Annotated in this window: 15 protein-coding genes and 1 pseudogene; all 16 read right to left on the bottom strand. The window is 66.1% G+C overall.

The genetic code is table 11. The annotated features are described in order from the left end of the window. Positions 1-371: 371 nt before the first annotated feature. Complete coding sequence (locus BLQ85_RS23650) at positions 372-2,066, bottom strand: methyl-accepting chemotaxis protein (RefSeq protein ID WP_074580420.1); 1,695 nt, start codon at positions 2,064-2,066, stop codon at positions 372-374. A 28-nt stretch (positions 2,067-2,094) separates the two neighbouring features. After that, complete coding sequence (locus BLQ85_RS23655; protein WP_074580421.1) at positions 2,095-2,586, bottom strand: chemotaxis protein CheW; 492 nt, start codon at positions 2,584-2,586, stop codon at positions 2,095-2,097. Positions 2,587-2,672: 86 nt separating this feature from the next. After that, a complete protein-coding gene (locus tag BLQ85_RS23660; RefSeq protein ID WP_074580422.1) occupies positions 2,673-4,373 on the bottom strand; it encodes a methyl-accepting chemotaxis protein in 1,701 nt (566 codons plus the stop codon). Between the two features lie 30 nt (positions 4,374-4,403). After that, positions 4,404-4,892, bottom strand: coding sequence for a chemotaxis protein CheW (locus tag BLQ85_RS23665; RefSeq protein ID WP_074580423.1), 489 nt, complete (start codon positions 4,890-4,892; stop codon positions 4,404-4,406). Positions 4,893-4,959: 67 nt separating this feature from the next. Beyond that, a complete protein-coding gene (locus BLQ85_RS23670) occupies positions 4,960-5,820 on the bottom strand; it encodes an RNA polymerase sigma factor FliA (RefSeq protein WP_083336976.1) in 861 nt (286 codons plus the stop codon). 35 nt (positions 5,821-5,855) lie between these two features. Next, positions 5,856-6,533, bottom strand: coding sequence for a MinD/ParA family ATP-binding protein (locus BLQ85_RS23675; protein ID WP_083336977.1), 678 nt, complete (start codon positions 6,531-6,533; stop codon positions 5,856-5,858). Between the two features lie 10 nt (positions 6,534-6,543). Then, complete coding sequence (gene flhF, locus BLQ85_RS23680; RefSeq protein WP_074580424.1) at positions 6,544-8,859, bottom strand: flagellar biosynthesis protein FlhF; 2,316 nt, start codon at positions 8,857-8,859, stop codon at positions 6,544-6,546. Next, positions 8,856-10,922: a flagellar biosynthesis protein FlhA gene (gene flhA, locus BLQ85_RS23685; RefSeq protein ID WP_371327336.1), complete on the bottom strand. Its 2,067-nt coding sequence runs from the start codon at positions 10,920-10,922 to the stop codon at positions 8,856-8,858. The genes flhF and flhA overlap by 4 nt, the downstream gene beginning before the upstream one ends. Positions 10,923-10,939: 17 nt before the next feature. Then, positions 10,940-12,100: a flagellar biosynthesis protein FlhB gene (flhB, locus tag BLQ85_RS23690; RefSeq protein WP_074580426.1), complete on the bottom strand. Its 1,161-nt coding sequence runs from the start codon at positions 12,098-12,100 to the stop codon at positions 10,940-10,942. A 122-nt stretch (positions 12,101-12,222) separates the two neighbouring features. Further along, positions 12,223-12,873: a protein phosphatase CheZ gene (gene cheZ, locus BLQ85_RS23695; RefSeq protein WP_074580427.1), complete on the bottom strand. Its 651-nt coding sequence runs from the start codon at positions 12,871-12,873 to the stop codon at positions 12,223-12,225. 1 nt (position 12,874) lies between these two features. Further along, entirely contained in the window at positions 12,875-13,273 is a 399-nt protein-coding gene (cheY, locus tag BLQ85_RS23700; RefSeq protein ID WP_007873092.1) for a chemotaxis response regulator CheY, read from the bottom strand. 69 nt (positions 13,274-13,342) lie between these two features. After that, positions 13,343-14,455 carry a protein-glutamate methylesterase/protein-glutamine glutaminase gene (locus BLQ85_RS23705; RefSeq protein ID WP_074580428.1) on the bottom strand — a complete coding sequence of 371 codons (1,113 nt, stop codon included), beginning with the start codon at positions 14,453-14,455 and terminating at the stop codon, positions 13,343-13,345. Further along, entirely contained in the window at positions 14,452-15,111 is a 660-nt protein-coding gene (gene cheD / locus BLQ85_RS23710; RefSeq protein WP_074580429.1) for a chemoreceptor glutamine deamidase CheD, read from the bottom strand. Before cheD ends, BLQ85_RS23705 begins: the two co-directional genes overlap by 4 nt. Next, positions 15,108-15,965, bottom strand: coding sequence for a CheR family methyltransferase (locus tag BLQ85_RS23715; protein WP_074580432.1), 858 nt, complete (start codon positions 15,963-15,965; stop codon positions 15,108-15,110). Before BLQ85_RS23715 ends, cheD begins: the two co-directional genes overlap by 4 nt. Positions 15,966-16,160: 195 nt before the next feature. Beyond that, positions 16,161-17,351 (bottom strand): EAL and HDOD domain-containing protein, encoded by a 1,191-nt coding sequence (locus BLQ85_RS23720; protein ID WP_074580430.1) that lies wholly within the window; start codon positions 17,349-17,351, stop codon positions 16,161-16,163. 242 nt (positions 17,352-17,593) lie between these two features. Then, positions 17,594-17,890 (bottom strand): annotated as a pseudogene (locus BLQ85_RS24725) (hypothetical protein); the annotation flags it as partial.

The following is a 17,890-nucleotide window of genomic DNA, read 5'->3' on the forward strand; positions in this document are numbered from 1 at the left end:
CCCCGTCCTGGCTGGGCCGAGCAGCGCAGACGGAGGAGGGATAAGGGCTGGCGTTGTCTGAGCGAAGCGCAGCGTAGCGAGTTTAGCCAGACCCCCTCCGCAGTCGAGCAGCGCAGGTTGCCCGCAGCGCAGCGAAGGGACCCAGACTGCGGGTCGCCTTTCTTTTGCTTACTTTTGGTGTTTGCGTAACTTCGCTACGCGAAGTGAGCAAACCCCGCGCGCGTAGCGCGCCGTTTGGCGAAGAAAAGAAAACCCGCCTTGCGGGTTTCGATAAAAGTGAGTTGCCGCCGGGCAACCCCCGGCCAGCAGAACTAAAAAGAGGAAAGAGGAAAGAGGAGGAAGAGCGCGCAAGACCGGCGCAAGACCCGGCATCAAAACGTTTCCCAGCTTCCGCCACCGGCCATGGCAAGGTCGCCCTTTGCCGGTTTGCGTGGCGCGGCAATCGCCTCGCGCACTTGCGGCGGCTGTTTGGGCGTCGCGGGCCGGGTCACGCTGGCGCGCGGCTGCTGCGCAGCAGGCGCATGCCCGCCATGGACCTTGAACACACTCACCACCTGCGACAAGCCGCTGGCCTGCTCTTGCAGCGACGACGCCGCGGCGGCCGCTTGTTCAACAAGTGCCGCATTCTGCTGCGTGACCTGGTCCATTTGCGTAATCGCCTGGTTGATCTGTTCAATGCCCGAGGTCTGTTCCTGGCTGGCGGCCGTGATCTCGGCCATGATGTCGGTCACGCGTTTGACGCTGTCGACGATCTCGTCCATGGTCTTGCCGGCTTCGGCGACCTGGCTGCTGCCCTCCTCGACCTTGCTCACCGAATCATCGATCAGGGTCTTGATCTCTTTGGCAGCGGCGGCGCTGCGCTGCGCCAGGTTGCGCACCTCGGCCGCCACGACCGCAAAACCCCTGCCCTGTTCGCCGGCACGGGCGGCTTCCACGGCGGCATTGAGCGCCAGGATATTGGTCTGGAAGGCAATGCCGTCGATCACACCAATGATGTCGACAATCTTTCTGGACGATGCATTGATCGCGCCCATGGTGCCCACCACCTCGGCGACCACCGTGCCGCCCTTGACGGCGACACTGGACGCGGACACCGCCAGCTGATTCGCTTGGCGCGCATTGTCGGCATTCTGTTTGACGGTGCACGTCAGCTCCTCCATCGAAGCCGCCGTCTCTTCGAGCGAACTGGCCTGTTGTTCGGTGCGTGAGGACAAATCATGGTTGCCGGCCGCGATCTCGCTGCTGGCCGTTGCAATCGTGTCGGTGCCGCTGCGCACATTGCCGACGATGCCGACCAGGTTGTCTTGCATGGTCTTCAAGGCCTGCAGCAGTTCGGCGGCCTCGTCGCGGCCTGTGCTGTGCACGGGCTGGGTCAGGTCGCCGTCGGCGATAAAACGCGCGCTGCGCGCCGCCTGGCGCAAAGGCCCGGTGATGGAGCGGGTCAGCACAAAGGCCGAGGCCGCGCCCAGCAGCAAGGCCAGCACCGCGCCCACAACCAGGATCAACCGGCCCTGGGCCGCGTTTTCTTCGGCGCGCACCAGCGCGGCGTCATACAGCTTTTGCTGCTGCTCTTCGAGTTTGTGGATGCTCTCGCTGTAGGCCTCGGCCAGCGGCTTGAGCTCGCGCTCCAGCACGGCGGTGACGTCTTCCCCGGCCTGCCGCCGCTTGAGCACGGCGGCGCGCGGCGTGCGGTAGGCCTCGCGCGCGGCGTCTATGCTGGCCAGCAGTTTTTTGCCCTCTTCCGTCTGGACCAGCTCGACCAGGCGTTTGCGCGAGGCATTCGAGATTTCCGAGGTCTTGTCCATGTCGGCCTGCCACAGCGGGATGCGGCTGGTGTCGGCGTCCATGATGGAGGCGCGGGTGCGTATCCAGTTCAGGTCTATGGTCTGGCGCCATTGCACCGCCATCTTGAGCTTTTCGTTGTCTATGGTGCCCAGCTGGTGGGTGGTCTCGGCCAGGCCCTGCAGGCGCCAGACGCCGGTGGCGGAAATCGCCGCCATGATAAAAAGAAGCAGGCCGAAAGCCAGCGCCAGGCGGCTGCCGACCTTGATGTTGTTGAGTGACATGGGTGCGAACTTTCAGGGTTTGAAGGGCTTAAAGCGTGGCGCGCTCTATCAGCGCCATGTCGCTGCTGGACATGAGTTTGTCGATATCGACGAGGATGAGCATGCGTTCGTCCAGCGTGCCCAGGCCTATCAGGTATTCGGTGTCCAGCAGCGCGCCCATCTCAGGCGCGGGCCTGACCTGCTCGGGGCTGAGCGTGATCACGTCCGAGACGCTGTCCACCACCATGCCCATCACCCGGCTCGCGATATTCAGGATGATGACGACCGTGAACTGGTCGTAGCTGGGCGTGCCAAGGTTGAACTTGATGCGCATGTCCACAATCGGCACGATGATGCCGCGCAGGTTGACCACGCCTTTGATGTGTTCGGGCGCATTGGCGATGCGCGTCACCGTGTCGTAGCCGCGTAATTCCTGCACTTTCTGGATGTCCACGCCGTACTCTTCCTGGCCCAGGGTAAAGGCCAGGAACTCCAGCGCCTTGCCGGTGGCCGCTTCGGCTTGTTTGTTTATCTCGTGCATACGCACTCCTTTAGAAATCAATGGCTGTCTGTACTTATCGGCTGGCTGCGACGCAAACTTAAGAGCTACTCACGGGGCCTCCCGACCTAAAAAGTTTCCCAACTGCCGCCGGCCACAGCCAGTTCACCGCTGGCGGGCACGGCTTTGCGCGAAGCCGCGATGGCCTGGCGAGCCTGGGGCGGCTGTTTAGGCGTGGCGGCTGGCCTGCTGGCGGCCGGGCGGCGGGCCGGTGTGACGTGCCCTCCCTCGACCTTGAACACGCTGACCGCGTCCGACAAGCTGCCGGCCTGCTCCTGCAGCGAAGACGCCGCGGCGGCCGCTTGTTCGACAAGCGCCGCGTTCTGCTGCGTGACCTGGTCCATCTGTGTGATGGCCTGGTTGATCTGCTCTATGCCGGATGTCTGTTCCTGGCTGGCGGCGGTGATCTCGGCCATGATGTCGGTCACGCGTTTGACGCTGTCGACAATCTCGTCCATGGTCTTGCCGGCTTCGGCGACCTGGCTGCTGCCCTCCTCGACCTTGCTCACCGAATCATCGATCAAGGTCTTGATCTCTTTGGCCGCCGCCGCGCTGCGCTGGGCCAGGTTGCGCACCTCGGCCGCCACCACGGCAAAACCCCGGCCCTGTTCGCCGGCACGCGCCGCTTCCACGGCGGCATTGAGCGCGAGGATATTGGTCTGGAAGGCAATGCCGTCTATCACGCCAATGATGTCGACGATTTTTCTGGACGATGCATTGATCGCGCCCATGGTGCCGACCACCTCGGCGACCACCGTGCCGCCCTTGACGGCCACACTGGACGCGGACACCGCCAGCTGATTCGCTTGGCGGGCGTTGTCGGCATTCTGTTTGACGGTGGAGGTCAGCTCTTCCATCGAAGCCGCCGTCTCTTCAAGAGAGCTCGCCTGCTGCTCGGTACGCGATGACAAGTCATGGTTGCCGGCCGCGATCTCGCTGGACGCGGTGGCAATCGTGTCCGTACCGCTGCGCACATTGCCAACAATGCCCACCAGGGCGTCATTCATGTCCTTGAGCGCTTGCATGAGCTGGCCGGTCTCGTCCTGGCTCTCAACCTCAATCCGGCTGGTCAGGTCGCCGGCGGCCACCGCGCGGGCCACCTGCACCGCATTCGACAGCGGCCGGGTGATGCTGCGCACCAGCAGCCAGGCCAGCAGGGCGCCCAGGCCCAGCGAGACCACGCTGCAGACCACCAGCAGCAGGCTGATCCTGGCGCGCAATGCCTCGCCGCGCTGCGCCGCGTCATCGAGCAGCTCGCGCTCGGTGTCCACCATCTTCTGCACGCCGGCCAGGTAGTCGCGCGAAGTCGGCTCAAAACGTTCGTTGAAGATGCGGTTCGCGCCCTCCATGTCGCCGGCCTGCTTGGCCTTGCTGACGTCCTCGCGCGCGGCCAGGTAGACCTTGCGCAGCTCACCGACCTTGTCGAAGAGCTGCTTTTTCTCGGGCGTGTCCATCTGCTGCTCAAGGAATTTCTGCAGCTCGTTGGTGTTCTTGATCGAGGTTGCCGAGGCCGGCGCGAAATAGGCGACCAGGCCGACGTCGCTGCTCTTGGCGATGGCCGCGGCGCGCTGTATGCCCGCGGTGGTGTGGCGCAGCCAGTCGGAGCCTGCCCGCTCGGTCTTGATGTTCTTCTCGACCATGGCCTTGATTTCCTCACCCAGCTGGCTGAGCTTGAGGACGGCGAGCACGCTGCTGGTCAGAAACAGCGCAAGAATAAGGCCGACCACGACGGCCAGGCGCTTGCCGATGGAGAGATTGCCTAAAAACATGATGGGAACTCCAGAAGAAAAGATGGCCGCTCAGGATGTGGCGGCGTTGATCAGGGCCATGTCGCTGCTGGACATGAGCTTGTCGATGTCGACGAGGATCAGCATGCGGTCGTCCAGCGTGCCCAGGCCTACCAGGTATTCGGTGTCCAGCAAGGCGCCCATCTCGGGTGCGGGCCTGACCTGGTCGGCGTCCAGCGTGATCACGTCCGAGACGCTGTCCACCACCATGCCCATCACGCGGCTGGCGATGTTCAAAATAATCACCACGGTGAACTGGTCGTAGCTGGGCGTGCCCAGCTTGAACTTGATGCGCATGTCCACAATCGGCACGATGATGCCGCGCAGGTTGACCACACCCTTGATGTGCTCGGGCGCATTCGCGATGCGCGTCACCGTGTCGTAGCCGCGCAGCTCCTGCACTTTCTGGATGTCCACGCCGTACTCTTCGTGGCCCAGCCTGAAGGCCAGGAATTCGAGGGCCTTGCCGGCTGATGCGGGGTTGTTGTGTGTCTCGTGCATACGCACTCCTTTGGAATCAATGGACATCTGTCTCTACCGTGTATCTATCGGCCGGCCTGATGAAAACTCAAGAGCTACTCACCAGGCCGTCCTGGCGTTTGGGTGAATTCATCTCCGCGGATGGCATGGCCTTCGCGGCCCGGGGCCGTGCGGCCGCGGCCGGCTTGCGCGGCGCCTCCTGCAGGCCCAGCGCCTCGGCCAGGCCGGCGCGCAGCCGACTGATGGCCTGGCTGTGCAGTTGGCAGACGCGCGACTGGGTCACGTCGAGCACCGCGCCAATTTCGCGCAGGTTCAGCTCTTCCTCGTAATAAAGGCTGAGCAGCAGCTGCTCACGCTCGGGCAGCTCGCCTATGGCGGCGATCAGCTGGCGCCGGAAGTCGCCCTGCAGCAGCTGCGTGAGCGGCTCGTCGGCCATCACGCTGTCGCCGTGGTCTTGCCGGTCCAGGAAGCTGCTCTCGCCGGCCTCGCCGTCGCCGCGCTCAAAATCCTCGTAGTAGACAAGCTGGCAGCCGTGTATCTCGTGCAGCAGCTGCTGGTAGGCCGCCAGCGGCAGCTCCATGGCCTGGGCGATCTCGCTTTCACTGGGCGCGCGGCCCAGCTTTTGCTCCTGCGCGCGCACCGCCATGGACACGCTGCGCGAAGACCTGCGCAGGCCGCGCGACACCCAGTCGTTGGCGCGCAGCTCGTCGAGCATGGCGCCGCGTATGCGCTGGCTCGCGTAGGTCTCGAACTTCGCGCCCTGGTCGTCCTGGTATTTTTCGGCGGCGTCCAGCAAGCCCATCATGCCGACCTGTATCAGGTCGTCCAGCTCCACGCTGGCCGGCAGCCTGGCGATCATCTGCAGCGCCAGCCTGCGCACCAGCGGCGCGTGCTGCGCCAGCAGCTCCGACGGGGCCGGCTGGGCCATCTTTCCCTGGGGGGTGTACATGGAAGGATTCCTCCTGCTTCTTGAACGGTCGGGTATCAGGCGGCGGCCGCGTGGAAGCGGTCCACGCGCGGCGCGCTGTCTGCTTCGGCGGCGGGCCGCGCCGGCCAGCGCAGCAGCGCCGAGGCCAGCCGGTAAAAATCCGCCGCGGCCGGGCTGCCCGGAAAGGCTTCGACCACACTGAGGTTGAACCCGCGCGCCTGGTCCAGTTGCGGGTCGGCGCTGATGCAGCCGGCCGGCTCCAGCGCCAGGCCCAGGTAGCGGCTCGCGGCCCCGGCCAGGTTGGCCAGGATGCGCTGGGCCTCGGCCTCGCCGGCCGCATGGTTGACCAGCACACGCACGCGCCGCAGCCCATGGGCCTGCTGCAGCCGCTTGATGCGGGCATAGGCGGCAGTGATGGCTTCGGCCTGCGGCCTCACCAGCACCACCATCTCGTCGGCCCGGGCCGCGAGCGGCGACAAGGTGCCCTCTTCGCCCAGCACCGCGTCGAGCAGCACCAGCCGGCCGCGGCGCCGCGGCGGCCCCGAAGGCGCATCGCCGCGCTCATCGACCAGGTGCACGTCCTGGCCCAAACGCGCCAGCGCCGCCGCGAGGTTCAGCGTGACGCTGCTCACGCCCGCGCCCGGCGCGCCGGCAACAAAAGCCAGCAGCCGGCCCGGGCTGTTCGCCATCAGGCGCCTGAGCCCGTCGGCCTGGTCGTTGCCCGGTGTCTTCACGTGTCCATCCTCAGCCGCGCGCGGCGGGCATGTGCGCCGGCAAGGGCTGGTCCACGCCCTCAGTCTCCAGCGCATCCAGCAGCACCAGCAGCTTGCCCAGGCCTTCGAGCAGCACGGCGGCCGGCACGGGCCGGCCCGCTTTGGGCGCGCGCCCGGCCAGTTGCGCGAGTGCCGCGCGTGCCGTGTCGGCCCAGCCGTCCTGCAGGCCTTGCAGCAGGAAGACGGTGGCGCAGGCCTGGCCGGCAATCAGCCGGCGCGCGGGCACGTCGGCCGCATCGAGCTGGCCAATGCCCTGGCCCAGCAGCTTGAAATAGGGTTCGGCGGCGCTGCGCCAGGCCGGCCACTGCGCCATGCGTTGCGCCGGCACCCGCACAGCGTCGCCGGCCAGCACATAGCTGTGGGCCAGCAGCTTGCCGCTCTGGGCATCGACCATGCGCCTGACCACACAGCGCAGCACCGGCAGCGGCGGCTGTGTGCCCGGCGCCAGCTCATCGAGCTCGGGCCGCAAGCTGATGCGCGCCTCGGCCACCGACATCAGGGCCGCCTTCTTGCGGTAGACCACGGGCTGGGCCGCGCCGAAGTCCAGTCCCGCGGCCAGCTTGCCCAGCGTGCCGCGCGCGCCGGTGTCCGCATCGACAATGCGCATGGCCGAGCTGCCGGCCGCCGCCCAGGCGTGCCCGTCTTTTTGCCACTGGCGGATCAAGCCGGCCTCGGGCACTTGCGCGAACAAATGGACCACGGCCCTGCCCAGCGCGGGCTGCAACGCCCACCCTGCCGGCCGTGCCGGGTCTGCATGGCCTTGCAGCGGCGCCGCGAACACCTGGCCGGTGCGGTCCGACAGCAGCAGCGTGGCGACCAGCCCTTGCGCCGCTTCGCTGCCGCGCGCCTCACCGGCCACGGCCAGCACATGGCCATCGCACAGCGCGGCGCTGTCCTCCACGGCCCGGGACAGCAGCACCCGCGACACGCCTTGCGCGTCCTCGGCATCCGCAGGGGCCGAAAGCTGCCGCCACAGCGCGCGCGTTTCCTCAAAGCCTATGCCGCCCTTCGACAGCGCGGCCGCGTTGGCGGCCAACTCTTGCGCGTTGTGCGTCAGGGCATTGATCAGTTGCCGGCATTGCGCGCGCAGGCGCTCGCTGGCGGCTTGCGCCTCTTGGTCAGCGGCCGCGGGTTTGTCCTCAAGCCCAGGCTCGCTGGGCACAAACAGCGCGCTGCGGCTTTTCGCCTGGAACACGCTGTCGACCAGGGCACGGCCGTCGGCCGGCGCCAGGTGTTCGGGCACTTGCTGGCCGCTGGAGATGTAATGCACCGGCAGCTGGTGGCGTATCGCCATGTCGATCAGCGCGCCCGGGTGCGTGGCCTCGTCGACCTTGGTGAAGATGCAGCCGGCCAGGTCCCAATCGCTATTGGTGCCACCGGGCTTCTCGCCATGGCGGTAGGCCTGCACCACTTCATTCAGGGTGTCGCCGTGGCTGGAGGCATTGAGCAGCAGCAGGCGCTTGACCGGCCGGCTCGCGCCGCACAGCATGGCGATTTGCCCGGCGACCGCGCGGTCGCGCTGGCTCATGCCCACGGTGTCTATCAGCACCATGTGTTTGTCGCGCAGGCCGGCCAGCACCCGGTCCAGGTCGGCCGCGTCCTTGACCGCATGCACCGACACGCCCAGGATCTGTCCGTAGATGCGCAGCTGCTCGTACGCGCCTATGCGGTAGCTATCGGTGGTGACCAGGGCCAGTTTGTCGGCGCCAAAGCGCATCACGCAGCGCGCCGCGAGCTTGGCCGTGGTGGTGGTCTTGCCCACGCCGGTCGGGCCCATGAGCGCATACACGCCGCCCTCGTCCAGCAGCGCGCCTTCGTCCTCGAGCAGGGGCATGCGGCGCGCCAGCTCGGCCTTCGCATAGTCCATGCCCTGCGCCTGGCCCTGGCCCGTGGGCAGGTCCTGCAGGATGTCCTTGGCCAGGCGCGCGCTGAAACCCGCGCCCAGCAGGGTGCGCAGCAAATGGCCGCGCACCGGGTCGCGCCGCTGCTTGTCGTTCCAGGCCATGCCGGCCAGCTGCTCTTCAATCATGCCGCGCATGGAATGGATTTCGCGCAGCACGGCGTCGCTTTCGGCTGGCGGGTTCACGGGAGCGGCGGGCACGGCCGGCGCGGGCACCGCAACAAACTCATCGAGTGCCGCAAGCACCTCCACGCCTTCGGCCGTCACGCGATTCGACAGCACCACGGCATCGGGGCCCAGTTTTTCGCGCACCAGGCGCAAGGCCTCGCGGCTCGAAGGCGCGACGACCCGGCAGGTCTCACCGGTGTTGATGCTGCGGCTGTTCACGTCGTGGCTCCAATCGTGGCGGTCACCTGGATGGTGCGGGTGTCGGGTATCTCAGCGTGCGACAGCACCTTGAGCTGCGGCAGGCTGCGGCGCAGGAAGCGCGCCAGCAGCACGCGCAGCGGGTGTTGCACCACCAGCACCGGCGCCAGGCCCAGCCCGGCCTGGCGATCCATGGCCTGCTGGGCTTCGCGCAGCAGCCTGTCGGCCAGGCCCGGCTCCAGGCCGGCGCTGTTGGCCAGGGCCTGCAGCAGCACACGGTCCAGCGCGCTGTCCAGGCCTATCACCTGCAGGGCCTCGTTGCCCGGGAAAATCTGCTGCACGATGGCGCGCGACAGCGACAGCCGTATCAGCGAGCTCAGCTCGGTGGTGTCGCTCACGGTGGGCGCATGCTCGGCCAGCACGTCGAGGATGGTGCGCATGTCGCGTATCGGCACGTTTTCCTCAAGCAGGTTTTGCAGTACTTTCTGCAGCGTGGTGAGCGAAAGCGTCTTGGGCACCAGGTCCTGCACCAGCATGGGCGACTCCTTGCCTATACGGTCCAGCAGCTGCTGCACTTCCTGGCGGCCCAGCAGATCGGCCGCGTGCGCGTGGATCAAATGGTTGAGGTGCGTGGCCACCACAGTGCTGGCGTCGACCACGGTGTAGCCGTAGATCTGCGCCTGCTCGCGCAGGCCGCTGTCTATCCAGGTCGCGGGCAGGCCGAAAGCCGGGTCTTTTGTCTGCGTGCCCGGCAGGGGGGCGCTGACCTGACCCGGGTTGATGGCCATCCACTGGCCGGGAAAGGCCTCGCCCTCGCCGATCTGCACGCCCTTGAGCTTGAGCACATAGGCGTTGGGCTTGATCTCCAGGTTGTCGCGGATATGCACCACGGGCACCAGGAAACCGATGTCCTGCGCGAACTTCTTGCGTATGCTTTTGATGCGGCCCAGCAGCTCGCCGTTCTGGCTTTTGTCCACCAGCGAGATCAGCCGGTAGCCGACCTCCAGCCCCAGCGGGTCCACCAGGGCCACGTCGTCCCAGCTGGCTTCCTGCGATTCGGCCGGGGCCGGCGGCGGCGGCGCTTCCGCCGCGGCGGCCGCGCCCACGGCGCCGCGCTGCAAGATGCGCCGGCCCAGCCAGACCAGGCCGCCCGCGATGATCAAAAACGCGATATTGGGCATGCCGGGGATCAAACCCATCAGGCCAATCACGCCGGCCGTCAGGAACAGCACCTGCGGGTTGGCAAAGAGCTGGCCCGTGAGCTGGCCGCCCACGTCTTCGTCGGTGGTGACGCGCGAGACGATGACACCGGCCGCCGTGGAGATCACCAGCGCCGGGATCTGCGCGACCAGGCCGTCGCCGATCGCCAGCAAGGTGTAGCTCGTGGCCGCCTGCGAAAAATCCAGCCCGTGCTGGGCCATGCCGACGATCAGCCCGCCGATGATGTTGATCACCAGGATCAGCAGGCCGGCCACCGCATCGCCGCGCACAAACTTGCTGGCGCCGTCCATGGAGCCGTAGAAGTCGGCCTCCTGCGCCACTTCGGCGCGGCGCTTGCGCGCCACGTCCTCGCCGATCAGGCCGGCGTTGAGGTCGGCGTCTATCGCCATCTGCTTGCCCGGCATGGCGTCCAGCGTGAAGCGCGCGCCCACCTCGGCGATGCGGCCCGCGCCCTTGGTGATGACCATGAAGTTGATCACCACCAGGATGATGAAAACCATCACACCGACCGCGAAGTTGCCGCCCACCAGGAAGTGGCCGAAGGCCTCGATCACCTTGCCGGCCGCGTCGGGCCCGGTGTGGCCTTCCATCAGCACCACACGCGTGGAGGCAACGTTGAGCGACAGGCGCAGCAGCGTGGTGAACAGCAGCACGGCCGGAAAGGCCGCGAAGTCCAGCGCCTTCATCGTGTACATGCTGACCAGCAGCACCATGATGGACAGCGCGATGTTGAAGGTGAACAGCAGGTCCAGCAAAAACGGCGGCAGCGGCAGCACCATCATGCTGAGGATCAGGATGATGAGCACCGGGCCGGCCAGGCCCTTGCCTTTGCCGCCGGCCATCATCTGGCGCGGCAGGCGCATCAGGTCGTCGACCAGCGTCATGCGGCGGCTCCCGCCGGGGCTAGGGGAGCAAATGGGTCCAGCGACTCAGGCACCGGCAGGTCGCGCGGCGCGCGCGGCGGCGCCACGCCGCCCTCGGCCGCGCGCCGCAGCTGGTAGGCCCAGGCCAGCACCTCGGCCACGGCCGAATACAGCGCCGCCGGGATTTCATCGCCGAGCTTGGTGTGGCGGTACAGCGCGCGCGTCAGCGGCGGCGCCTCCAGCACCGGTATCTTGTGCTCCTCGGCCATGGCGCGTATACGCAAGGCCACCAGGTCGGTGCCCTTGGCGATCACGCGCGGCGCGCGCATATCCTGGTCCAGGTATTGAAGGGCGACGGCAAAGTGCGTGGGGTTGGTGACGATGATGTCGGCCTTGGGCACCTCGGCCATCATGCGGCGCTTGGCCATCTGTTGCTGCTGCCGGCGTATCTGCGCCTTGATGTGCGGGTCGCCCTCGCTTTCCTTGTTCTCCTGGCGCAGGTCTTCGCGCGACATGCGCAGCTTGCGCGCGTGGCTCCAGAGCTGGTAGGGCACGTCGATGCCGGCCACCAGCAGCAGCGAGGCGATGATCAGCGCGCAGCTGCCCGCCACCAGGTGCAGGGTGTGCGGCAGCGCGGCATGCGAGGGCTCGCGCATCAAGCCCATGATGGCGCCCAGGTCATCGGCAATGACCCACCAGGCGACGCCGCCCACCAGCACCGACTTGAACAAAGTCTTGACGAGTTCGGCCAGCGACTCGACCGAGAACATGCGGCCTATGCCGGCAACCGGGTTGAGCTTGGAAAAATTCGGCGCCAGCGACTGGGCCGACAGCAGCCAGCCGCCCAGCAGCATGGGCGCCACCAGCGCGGCCACCAGCATCATCAGCAGCACCGGCAGCAGCGCCTGCATGGCGTGCAGCACGGCCGTGCCGGCCTGGTTCATCATGTGCGAGGCATCAAAGGCCGAGGCGCGCTCGAACTGCAGGCCGCCGCGCAGCGCGCTGTTGAAATGCCCGCCCATCATCTCGCCCAGCATCCACAGCCCGCCCACGCCCGTGGTGAGCATGACAAAGGTGACCAGCTCGCGCGACCGCGCCACCTGGCCTTCTTCGCGCGCCTTTTCCAGGCGGCGCGGCGAGGCCGGTTCGGTCTTTTCGAGCTCACTTTCTTCCGCCATCCATACTCCGCAGAGCGAGGCACAGGAGGTACCTCGTCCTAAGAATTATTGAAGCGGAGCCCTGAAACCGATCTGCGAAACAGGCCCTGTATCGGCCTGTTCTTTGGGCAATAAGAAGGCGCTCAGAACCCCAGGCTGGCCAGCAAATCGTCTACCTGCCCCTGGTCCGCCACCGCATCCGCATTGCCGATCTTGATCTGCGGGCCATTGAGCAGGCCCTGGCCGGCTTCCTGGCGCTTGTCGGGCGGCGCGTTGTCTATCAGCAGCTGCAGCAGCTGCGTCTCCATGTCCTTGATCACGTCCATCATCTTCTTGATGACCTGGCCGGTCAGGTCCTGGAAGTCCTGGGCCATCATGATTTCCATGAGCTGGGCGTTGGTGGCGCCGGCCTGCTTGGGCGCCTCGGCCAGGTAGCTGCGCGTGTCTTTCACCAGCTCGCGCGCATCGGACAACTCCACCGGGCTGGCGAACCAGCCGTCCCAGCGCTTGCCGAGCTCCACCGCCTGCTTGGCCAGGCTGTCCTGTATGGGCTGGGCCACGTCGATGGCGTTGAGCGCCCTTTCGGCCGCGCGTTCGGTCATCTGGGCCACATAGCTCAGGCGGTCGCGCGCATCGGGAATCGCCTCGGCCGCGCGCGCAATGCTTTTGTCCAGGCCCAGTTCGCGCATGCCCTCGCGCATCTGGCGCGTCAAATGGCCTATGCGGTTGACCAGCTGTTCGGCCGAATCGCCGGTGGCCGCGGGGTGCAGTGCTACGGCTTGGTGTGCGTCCATGTCAGGCACCCTCCTTCTCGATCTTTTCGAAGATCTTGTTGATCTTTTCCTCCAGCGTCACGGCGGTGAAGGGCTTGACCACATAGCCGTTCGCGCCGGCCTGCGCGGCCGCGATGATGTTTTCCTTTTTTGCCTCGGCCGTCACCATGAGCACCGGCAGCTTGGCGAACTGCGGGTCGGCGCGTATGGCCTGCAGCATGGCCAGGCCGTCCATATTCGGCATGTTCCAGTCCGAGACCACAAAGCCGTAGCTGCCGGTCTTGACCTTTTCCAGGCCCGCCGCGCCGTCCTCGGCCTCGTCGACGTTGACGAACTCCAGCTCCTTGAGCAGGTTGCGCACAATCCGGCGCATGGTCGGGAAGTCATCCACGACCAGGATCTTGATGTTTTTATCAACCACACTTCACTCCAGTTTTTTGATTCAGTTTCATGATGGGTTTACGGCCGGTTTGGCGCTCAGCTTGAGGTCCTACACCCGGTTGGCGCGCTCCCCGAAAGAGCGCAGGTGCGCCAGCACGCGCTGGCTGATCTCGCGCAGCGGTGCTACCTCATTCACCGCGCCCAGCGCCACGGCCTCGCGCGGCATGCCGTAGACCACGCAGCTGGCCTCGTCCTGCGCGATGGTGTGGGCGCCGGCCTGGCGCATGCGCTGCAGGCCTTCGGCGCCGTCACGCCCCATGCCGGTCAGGATCACGCCGATGGCGTTCTTGCCGGCATGGCGCGCCGCCGAGTCGAACAGCACGTCGACCGAAGGCCGGTGCCGGTTCACGGGCGGCGCCTGGTCGACCTGGGCCACATAGTTGGCGCCGCTGCGCGTGAGCGACAGATGAAAGCCGCCCGGCGCGATGTAGGCATGGCCGGGCAGCACACGCTCGCCGTGCACCGCTTCCGAGACCACGATGCGGCACAGGCCGTTGAGGCGCTGCGCGAAGGAATTGGTAAAGCCCGCCGGCATGTGCTGGGCAATCAGGATGGCCGGGCTGTCGGGCGGCAGCGGCTGCAGCACCTCGCGTATGGCCTCGGTGCCGCCGGTGGAGGCGCCGATGATGATGAGTTTTTCGGTGCTCAGCAGCGGGCTGTGCAGCAGGGGCGCTTCCCCGCCGGCCGCGCCGCCCGCCGGCGCCGCGCGCCGCACCGGCAGCAGCTTGGCGCTGGCCGCGATGCGTATCTTGCCGGCGATCAGGTCGGTGTACGACAGCAGGCCGTCGCGTATGCCCAGGCGCGGCTTGGTCACAAAGTCGATCGCGCCCAATTCGAGTGCGCGCAGCGCGGCCTCCGAGCCGCGCTCGGTCAGCGAGGACACCATGAGCACCGGCATGGGCCGCAACCGCATGAGTTTTTCGAGGAACTCCAGGCCGTCCATGCGCGGCATTTCCACGTCCAGCGTCATCACGTCGGGGTTGTGCTGCTTGACCAGGTCGCGCGCGACCAGCGGGTCCGAGGCCGTGGCCACCACCACCATGTCGGGCTGGCTGTTGATGATCTCGGTCATCAGGCTGCGTATCAGCGCCGAGTCGTCGACACACAGCACCTTGATCTTTTGGACAGTCCCGGTCCCGTTTACATTCAAGTTCGCGTTCATAAAGCCCACGCATTCCTGGCGGCCGCGCCCGCGGCCTGGCTGTTGCTGAAGATCTCGACAGCGGCGGGCCGGGCCGGCCTGCGCAAGGTGGCGGCCAGCGCCTGCTCCTCGTCGCGCACCAGCGCCACGTCGTCCTGCTGGCGCAGCTTGCGCATGGTGACCCGGCCCGTCACCGGGAAGTAGTTGATGCGCCGCGGGTAGTTGCCGCGCAAATCCTGGGCGGCCACGCGCACCTGCTCCATCTGCAAATAGCGCAGCACAAAGTCGGCATTGCGCTCGCCGATGTTGAGCAAGGTCATATTCGCCAGCACCGCGCCGCCGCCAAAGACCTTGGCTTCGAGCCGCTCGCGCCGCGCGCCGGCCTTGAGCAGCTCGTTGAGCAGCATCTCCATGGCGTAAGCGCCGTAGCGCATGGAAGCCGCCGCGCCGCGCGTGCCCGGCTCGGCGTCCTCGGGCAGCATGAAATGGTTCATGCCGCCTATGCCGGCCACGGTGTCGCGCACACAGGCCGAGACGCAGGAGCCCAGCACGGTGGTCAGCACCATGTCGCTGGAGGTCACAAAATATTCGCCGGGCAGCAGTTTGACCGCCGCGATGCCGAACTCGCGGTCGAAATAATGGTGGGTGGCCAGGGTCTCCCGGTGCGCCGTGGTCATGGGCCGGCCACGAGTTCATACACCGTCTGGCCCTTGAGCCGGAAGGTGTCGCTGGCAAAGGAGAAATTCTCCGAATGCCCGGCAAACAGCAGGCCGTGCGGCTTCATCAGCGGCGCGAAACGCTGCAGGATGCGGCCCTGCGTGGGCTTGTCGAAATAAATCATCACATTGCGGCAGAAGATCGCGTCAAAAGGCTCGCGCAGCGCCCATTTCGCGTCCAGCAGGTTGAGCTGCTCGAACTTCACCATGGCCGCAACTTCGGGCCGTATGCGCACCTTGCCGGCCTGCGCGCCCGCGCCTTTCAAAAAAAAGCGCTTGAGCCGCGCCGGCGAAAGCTTGCTGACCTGCTCCATGGTGAAGATGCCGGCCTGGGCCTTGGCCAGCACCTGGGTGTCTATGTCGGTGGCCATCACGCTGGCCGCCGCGCCCGCGCGCTCGCCCAATGCCTCGATCAGGGTCATGGCGATGGAATACGGCTCCTCGCCGGTGGAGGCGGCCGAACACCAGACGCTCATGGGCTGGGCGCATTTTTTGGCATGCTCGGCCAGCAGGGGGAAATGGTGGGCTTCGCGAAAAAAGGCCGTGAGGTTGGTGGTCAGCGCATTGGTGAACTGCTGCCACTCGTCGCCATGCGGGTCGGCTTCGAGAAAGCGCAGATAGCTCGAGAACTCGGTCAGCCGCAGCTCGCGCAGGCGCCGCGCCAGCCGGCTGTAAACCATCTGCCGTTTCTGCGTGCTCAGGGCGATGCCCGCCCGCTGGTGGATCAGCGTGCGTATTTTCGAAAAATCATGGTCCGTCAGGAGGAAATCCGGACCGGCCGACGAGGCCATGGCGCCATGCAGGGGTGTGTTCATAGGTTTTTGGGCCATCGCGCGCAAGGCACGCGCCTTGTGCACAGTGCAAACGGCGATGCTTCAATGTACAAAGCCTGCGCCGCCCGCCATGGCCTGAAAAGCGCGCGAAAACGGCCGCTTCTTTGGCGATGGCGGGGCGGCCGGTTCGGGCATGGGCTCTTGCACCCTTCCCCACTGGGGAAAGTGCATGGCAAGCTAAATCGTGACGGTATGCGCCCAGGCCAGCGCCGCCAGGTGCGCCTGGTTGACGCGCGTGGAGGTCACAAACAGCGCATCGGCCAGCGCCGGCACGCGGCCGTCTCTTTGTTCACAGGCCTCGACCAGTGACAGAAAGGGGCCATACACCCCCTCGCGGCCCAGCAAGGCCTGCACCACGGGCTCGGGCAGCAGGATCTGGCTGACCACCTTCTCGAGCGGGATGCCCAGCAGCTGGTCCAGCAGCGAGAACATGCCGACAAAAAACAGGTGCTCGGCCTCGCCGCGCGGCAGCAAGTCCTTGCCCAGCAGCTCGGCAAACCGCCCGCGCACAATCGCGGCCTGCAGCAAGGCGTGCGAATAACCGGCCGTGTTGGTGGTGGCCAGCAGCACCGAGAGCCAGCGGAACAGCGGGGTGTAACCCAGCATGGTCACCGCATGGCGCAGCGATTCGATCTCGACCTCGATGCCGAAGCCCGGCGAGTTGATGTAGCGGAACAGCTTGTACGACAGCGCCGCATCGCGCTTGAGCACACCCTCGATGTGCCGCACGTCGGCGTTTTCCTGCACCATCTGCATCAGCTGCAGGATGAAGATGGCCTGCGGGCTCAGCGCACCGGCATTGTTGAGCGGGCGCGGCGTGGTGCACAGCTGCCCAAAAAAGCCACCCACGCCATGCGCGGCCGACTTGTCAAACTCCGCCCAGCCCGGGAAATCCTGCACCACCACGGCCAGCGGCGGCTCGGCCTGTTTGGCCAGGTTGCTGAGCGCCGCAAAATCCGGATGGCCCCAAGGCAACTCGATGTGCGTGGCCAGCGGCAGCAGGGTCTCGGCATGCGCTTCCATGAACGCGAGGCTCGCACCGCGCAGCGCCAGCTGCAAGCCTTGTTCACGCATGGACGCCATGCCCGCCACACAGTCCTCGGCCAGATCCGGGCAGTCCAGCATCAGCACCGTGTTGCTGGGCACCTCGCCAGCCAGGATGCCACCCGGCGGCACACCGCGCTCGGCATCAAGGAACAGCAAACCCAGCTCGGCATCGTGGGCCCGCTCACCCACAAAGTCCAGCAGCTGTCGCACATCCTCCCGCGGATCGGTAGGCACCGAACTCTGCCAGGCCAGCCTGTAGCCGACCACCTGTTGTTTGGGGTCCAGCAGGGGGGCTCGTACGAGGAATTTGTGGTCTGGCATGGGATTGATTTAGTTTTTTGGCCTGGCGGCCGGCCGGCGGAGATGGGCTTTTAGCGGACTGTAAGGAAAAAGCTCGCAATTGATTGCATTGAATAAGGAGGGGTTTAGCCGTCTGTTTTCGAAATAAAGGGGTTGTGGCCGGGTCTTGCTCCGGCGGACGCGCCCCTCCGCCTCCCTTTCCTCCTCTTGTTCTTCCTTCATCTCTCTCTGCTGAGTGTTGTTGGCCGGGGGTAGCCCGGCAGCTACTCACTTTTCTTTTGCTTCGCCAAAAGAAAAGTAAGCAAAAGAAAAGGCGACCCTGGTTGCTGCGTCCCTCCGCTTCGCTGCGGGCAACCTGCGGTGCTCGGTTCAGGCGGGGTCTCGCTAAACTCGCTACGTTTCACTTCGCTCAAACAACGCGATCCCTTATCCGCCTGAACCTCCGCTCCTCGGCGCATCCACAAGGGGTGGAGACAGGAATACCAAACAGCCGAAGACAAATCCCAAATACCTAAAGCAAAAAGGACACGCCATGGCGTGTCCTTCTTTGTCTTGCTTTG

Source organism: Polaromonas sp. JS666 (assembly GCF_900103405.1).
Taxonomy (GTDB): Bacteria; Pseudomonadota; Gammaproteobacteria; order Burkholderiales; family Burkholderiaceae_C; genus Polaromonas.

Bases quoted from the DNA above. Each gene is read 5' to 3' on its own strand.
- BLQ85_RS23650 (WP_074580420.1), bottom strand. From the start codon at position 2,066: ATGTCACTCAACAACATCAAGGTCGGCAGCCGCCTGGCGCTGGCTTTC.
- BLQ85_RS23655 (WP_074580421.1), bottom strand. From the start codon at position 2,586: ATGCACGAGATAAACAAACAAGCCGAAGCGGCCACCGGCAAGGCGCTG.
- BLQ85_RS23660 (WP_074580422.1), bottom strand. From the start codon at position 4,373: ATGTTTTTAGGCAATCTCTCCATCGGCAAGCGCCTGGCCGTCGTGGTC.
- BLQ85_RS23665 (WP_074580423.1), bottom strand. From the start codon at position 4,892: ATGCACGAGACACACAACAACCCCGCATCAGCCGGCAAGGCCCTCGAA.
- BLQ85_RS23670 (WP_083336976.1), bottom strand. From the start codon at position 5,820: ATGTACACCCCCCAGGGAAAGATGGCCCAGCCGGCCCCGTCGGAGCTG.
- flhA (WP_371327336.1), bottom strand. From the start codon at position 10,922: ATGCGCCTGCCGCGCCAGATGATGGCCGGCGGCAAAGGCAAGGGCCTG.
- flhB (WP_074580426.1), bottom strand. From the start codon at position 12,100: ATGGCGGAAGAAAGTGAGCTCGAAAAGACCGAACCGGCCTCGCCGCGC.
- cheZ (WP_074580427.1), bottom strand. From the start codon at position 12,873: ATGGACGCACACCAAGCCGTAGCACTGCACCCCGCGGCCACCGGCGAT.
- BLQ85_RS23705 (WP_074580428.1), bottom strand. From the start codon at position 14,455: ATGAACGCGAACTTGAATGTAAACGGGACCGGGACTGTCCAAAAGATC.
- cheD (WP_074580429.1), bottom strand. From the start codon at position 15,111: ATGACCACGGCGCACCGGGAGACCCTGGCCACCCACCATTATTTCGAC.
- BLQ85_RS23715 (WP_074580432.1), bottom strand. From the start codon at position 15,965: ATGAACACACCCCTGCATGGCGCCATGGCCTCGTCGGCCGGTCCGGAT.
- BLQ85_RS23720 (WP_074580430.1), bottom strand. From the start codon at position 17,351: ATGCCAGACCACAAATTCCTCGTACGAGCCCCCCTGCTGGACCCCAAA.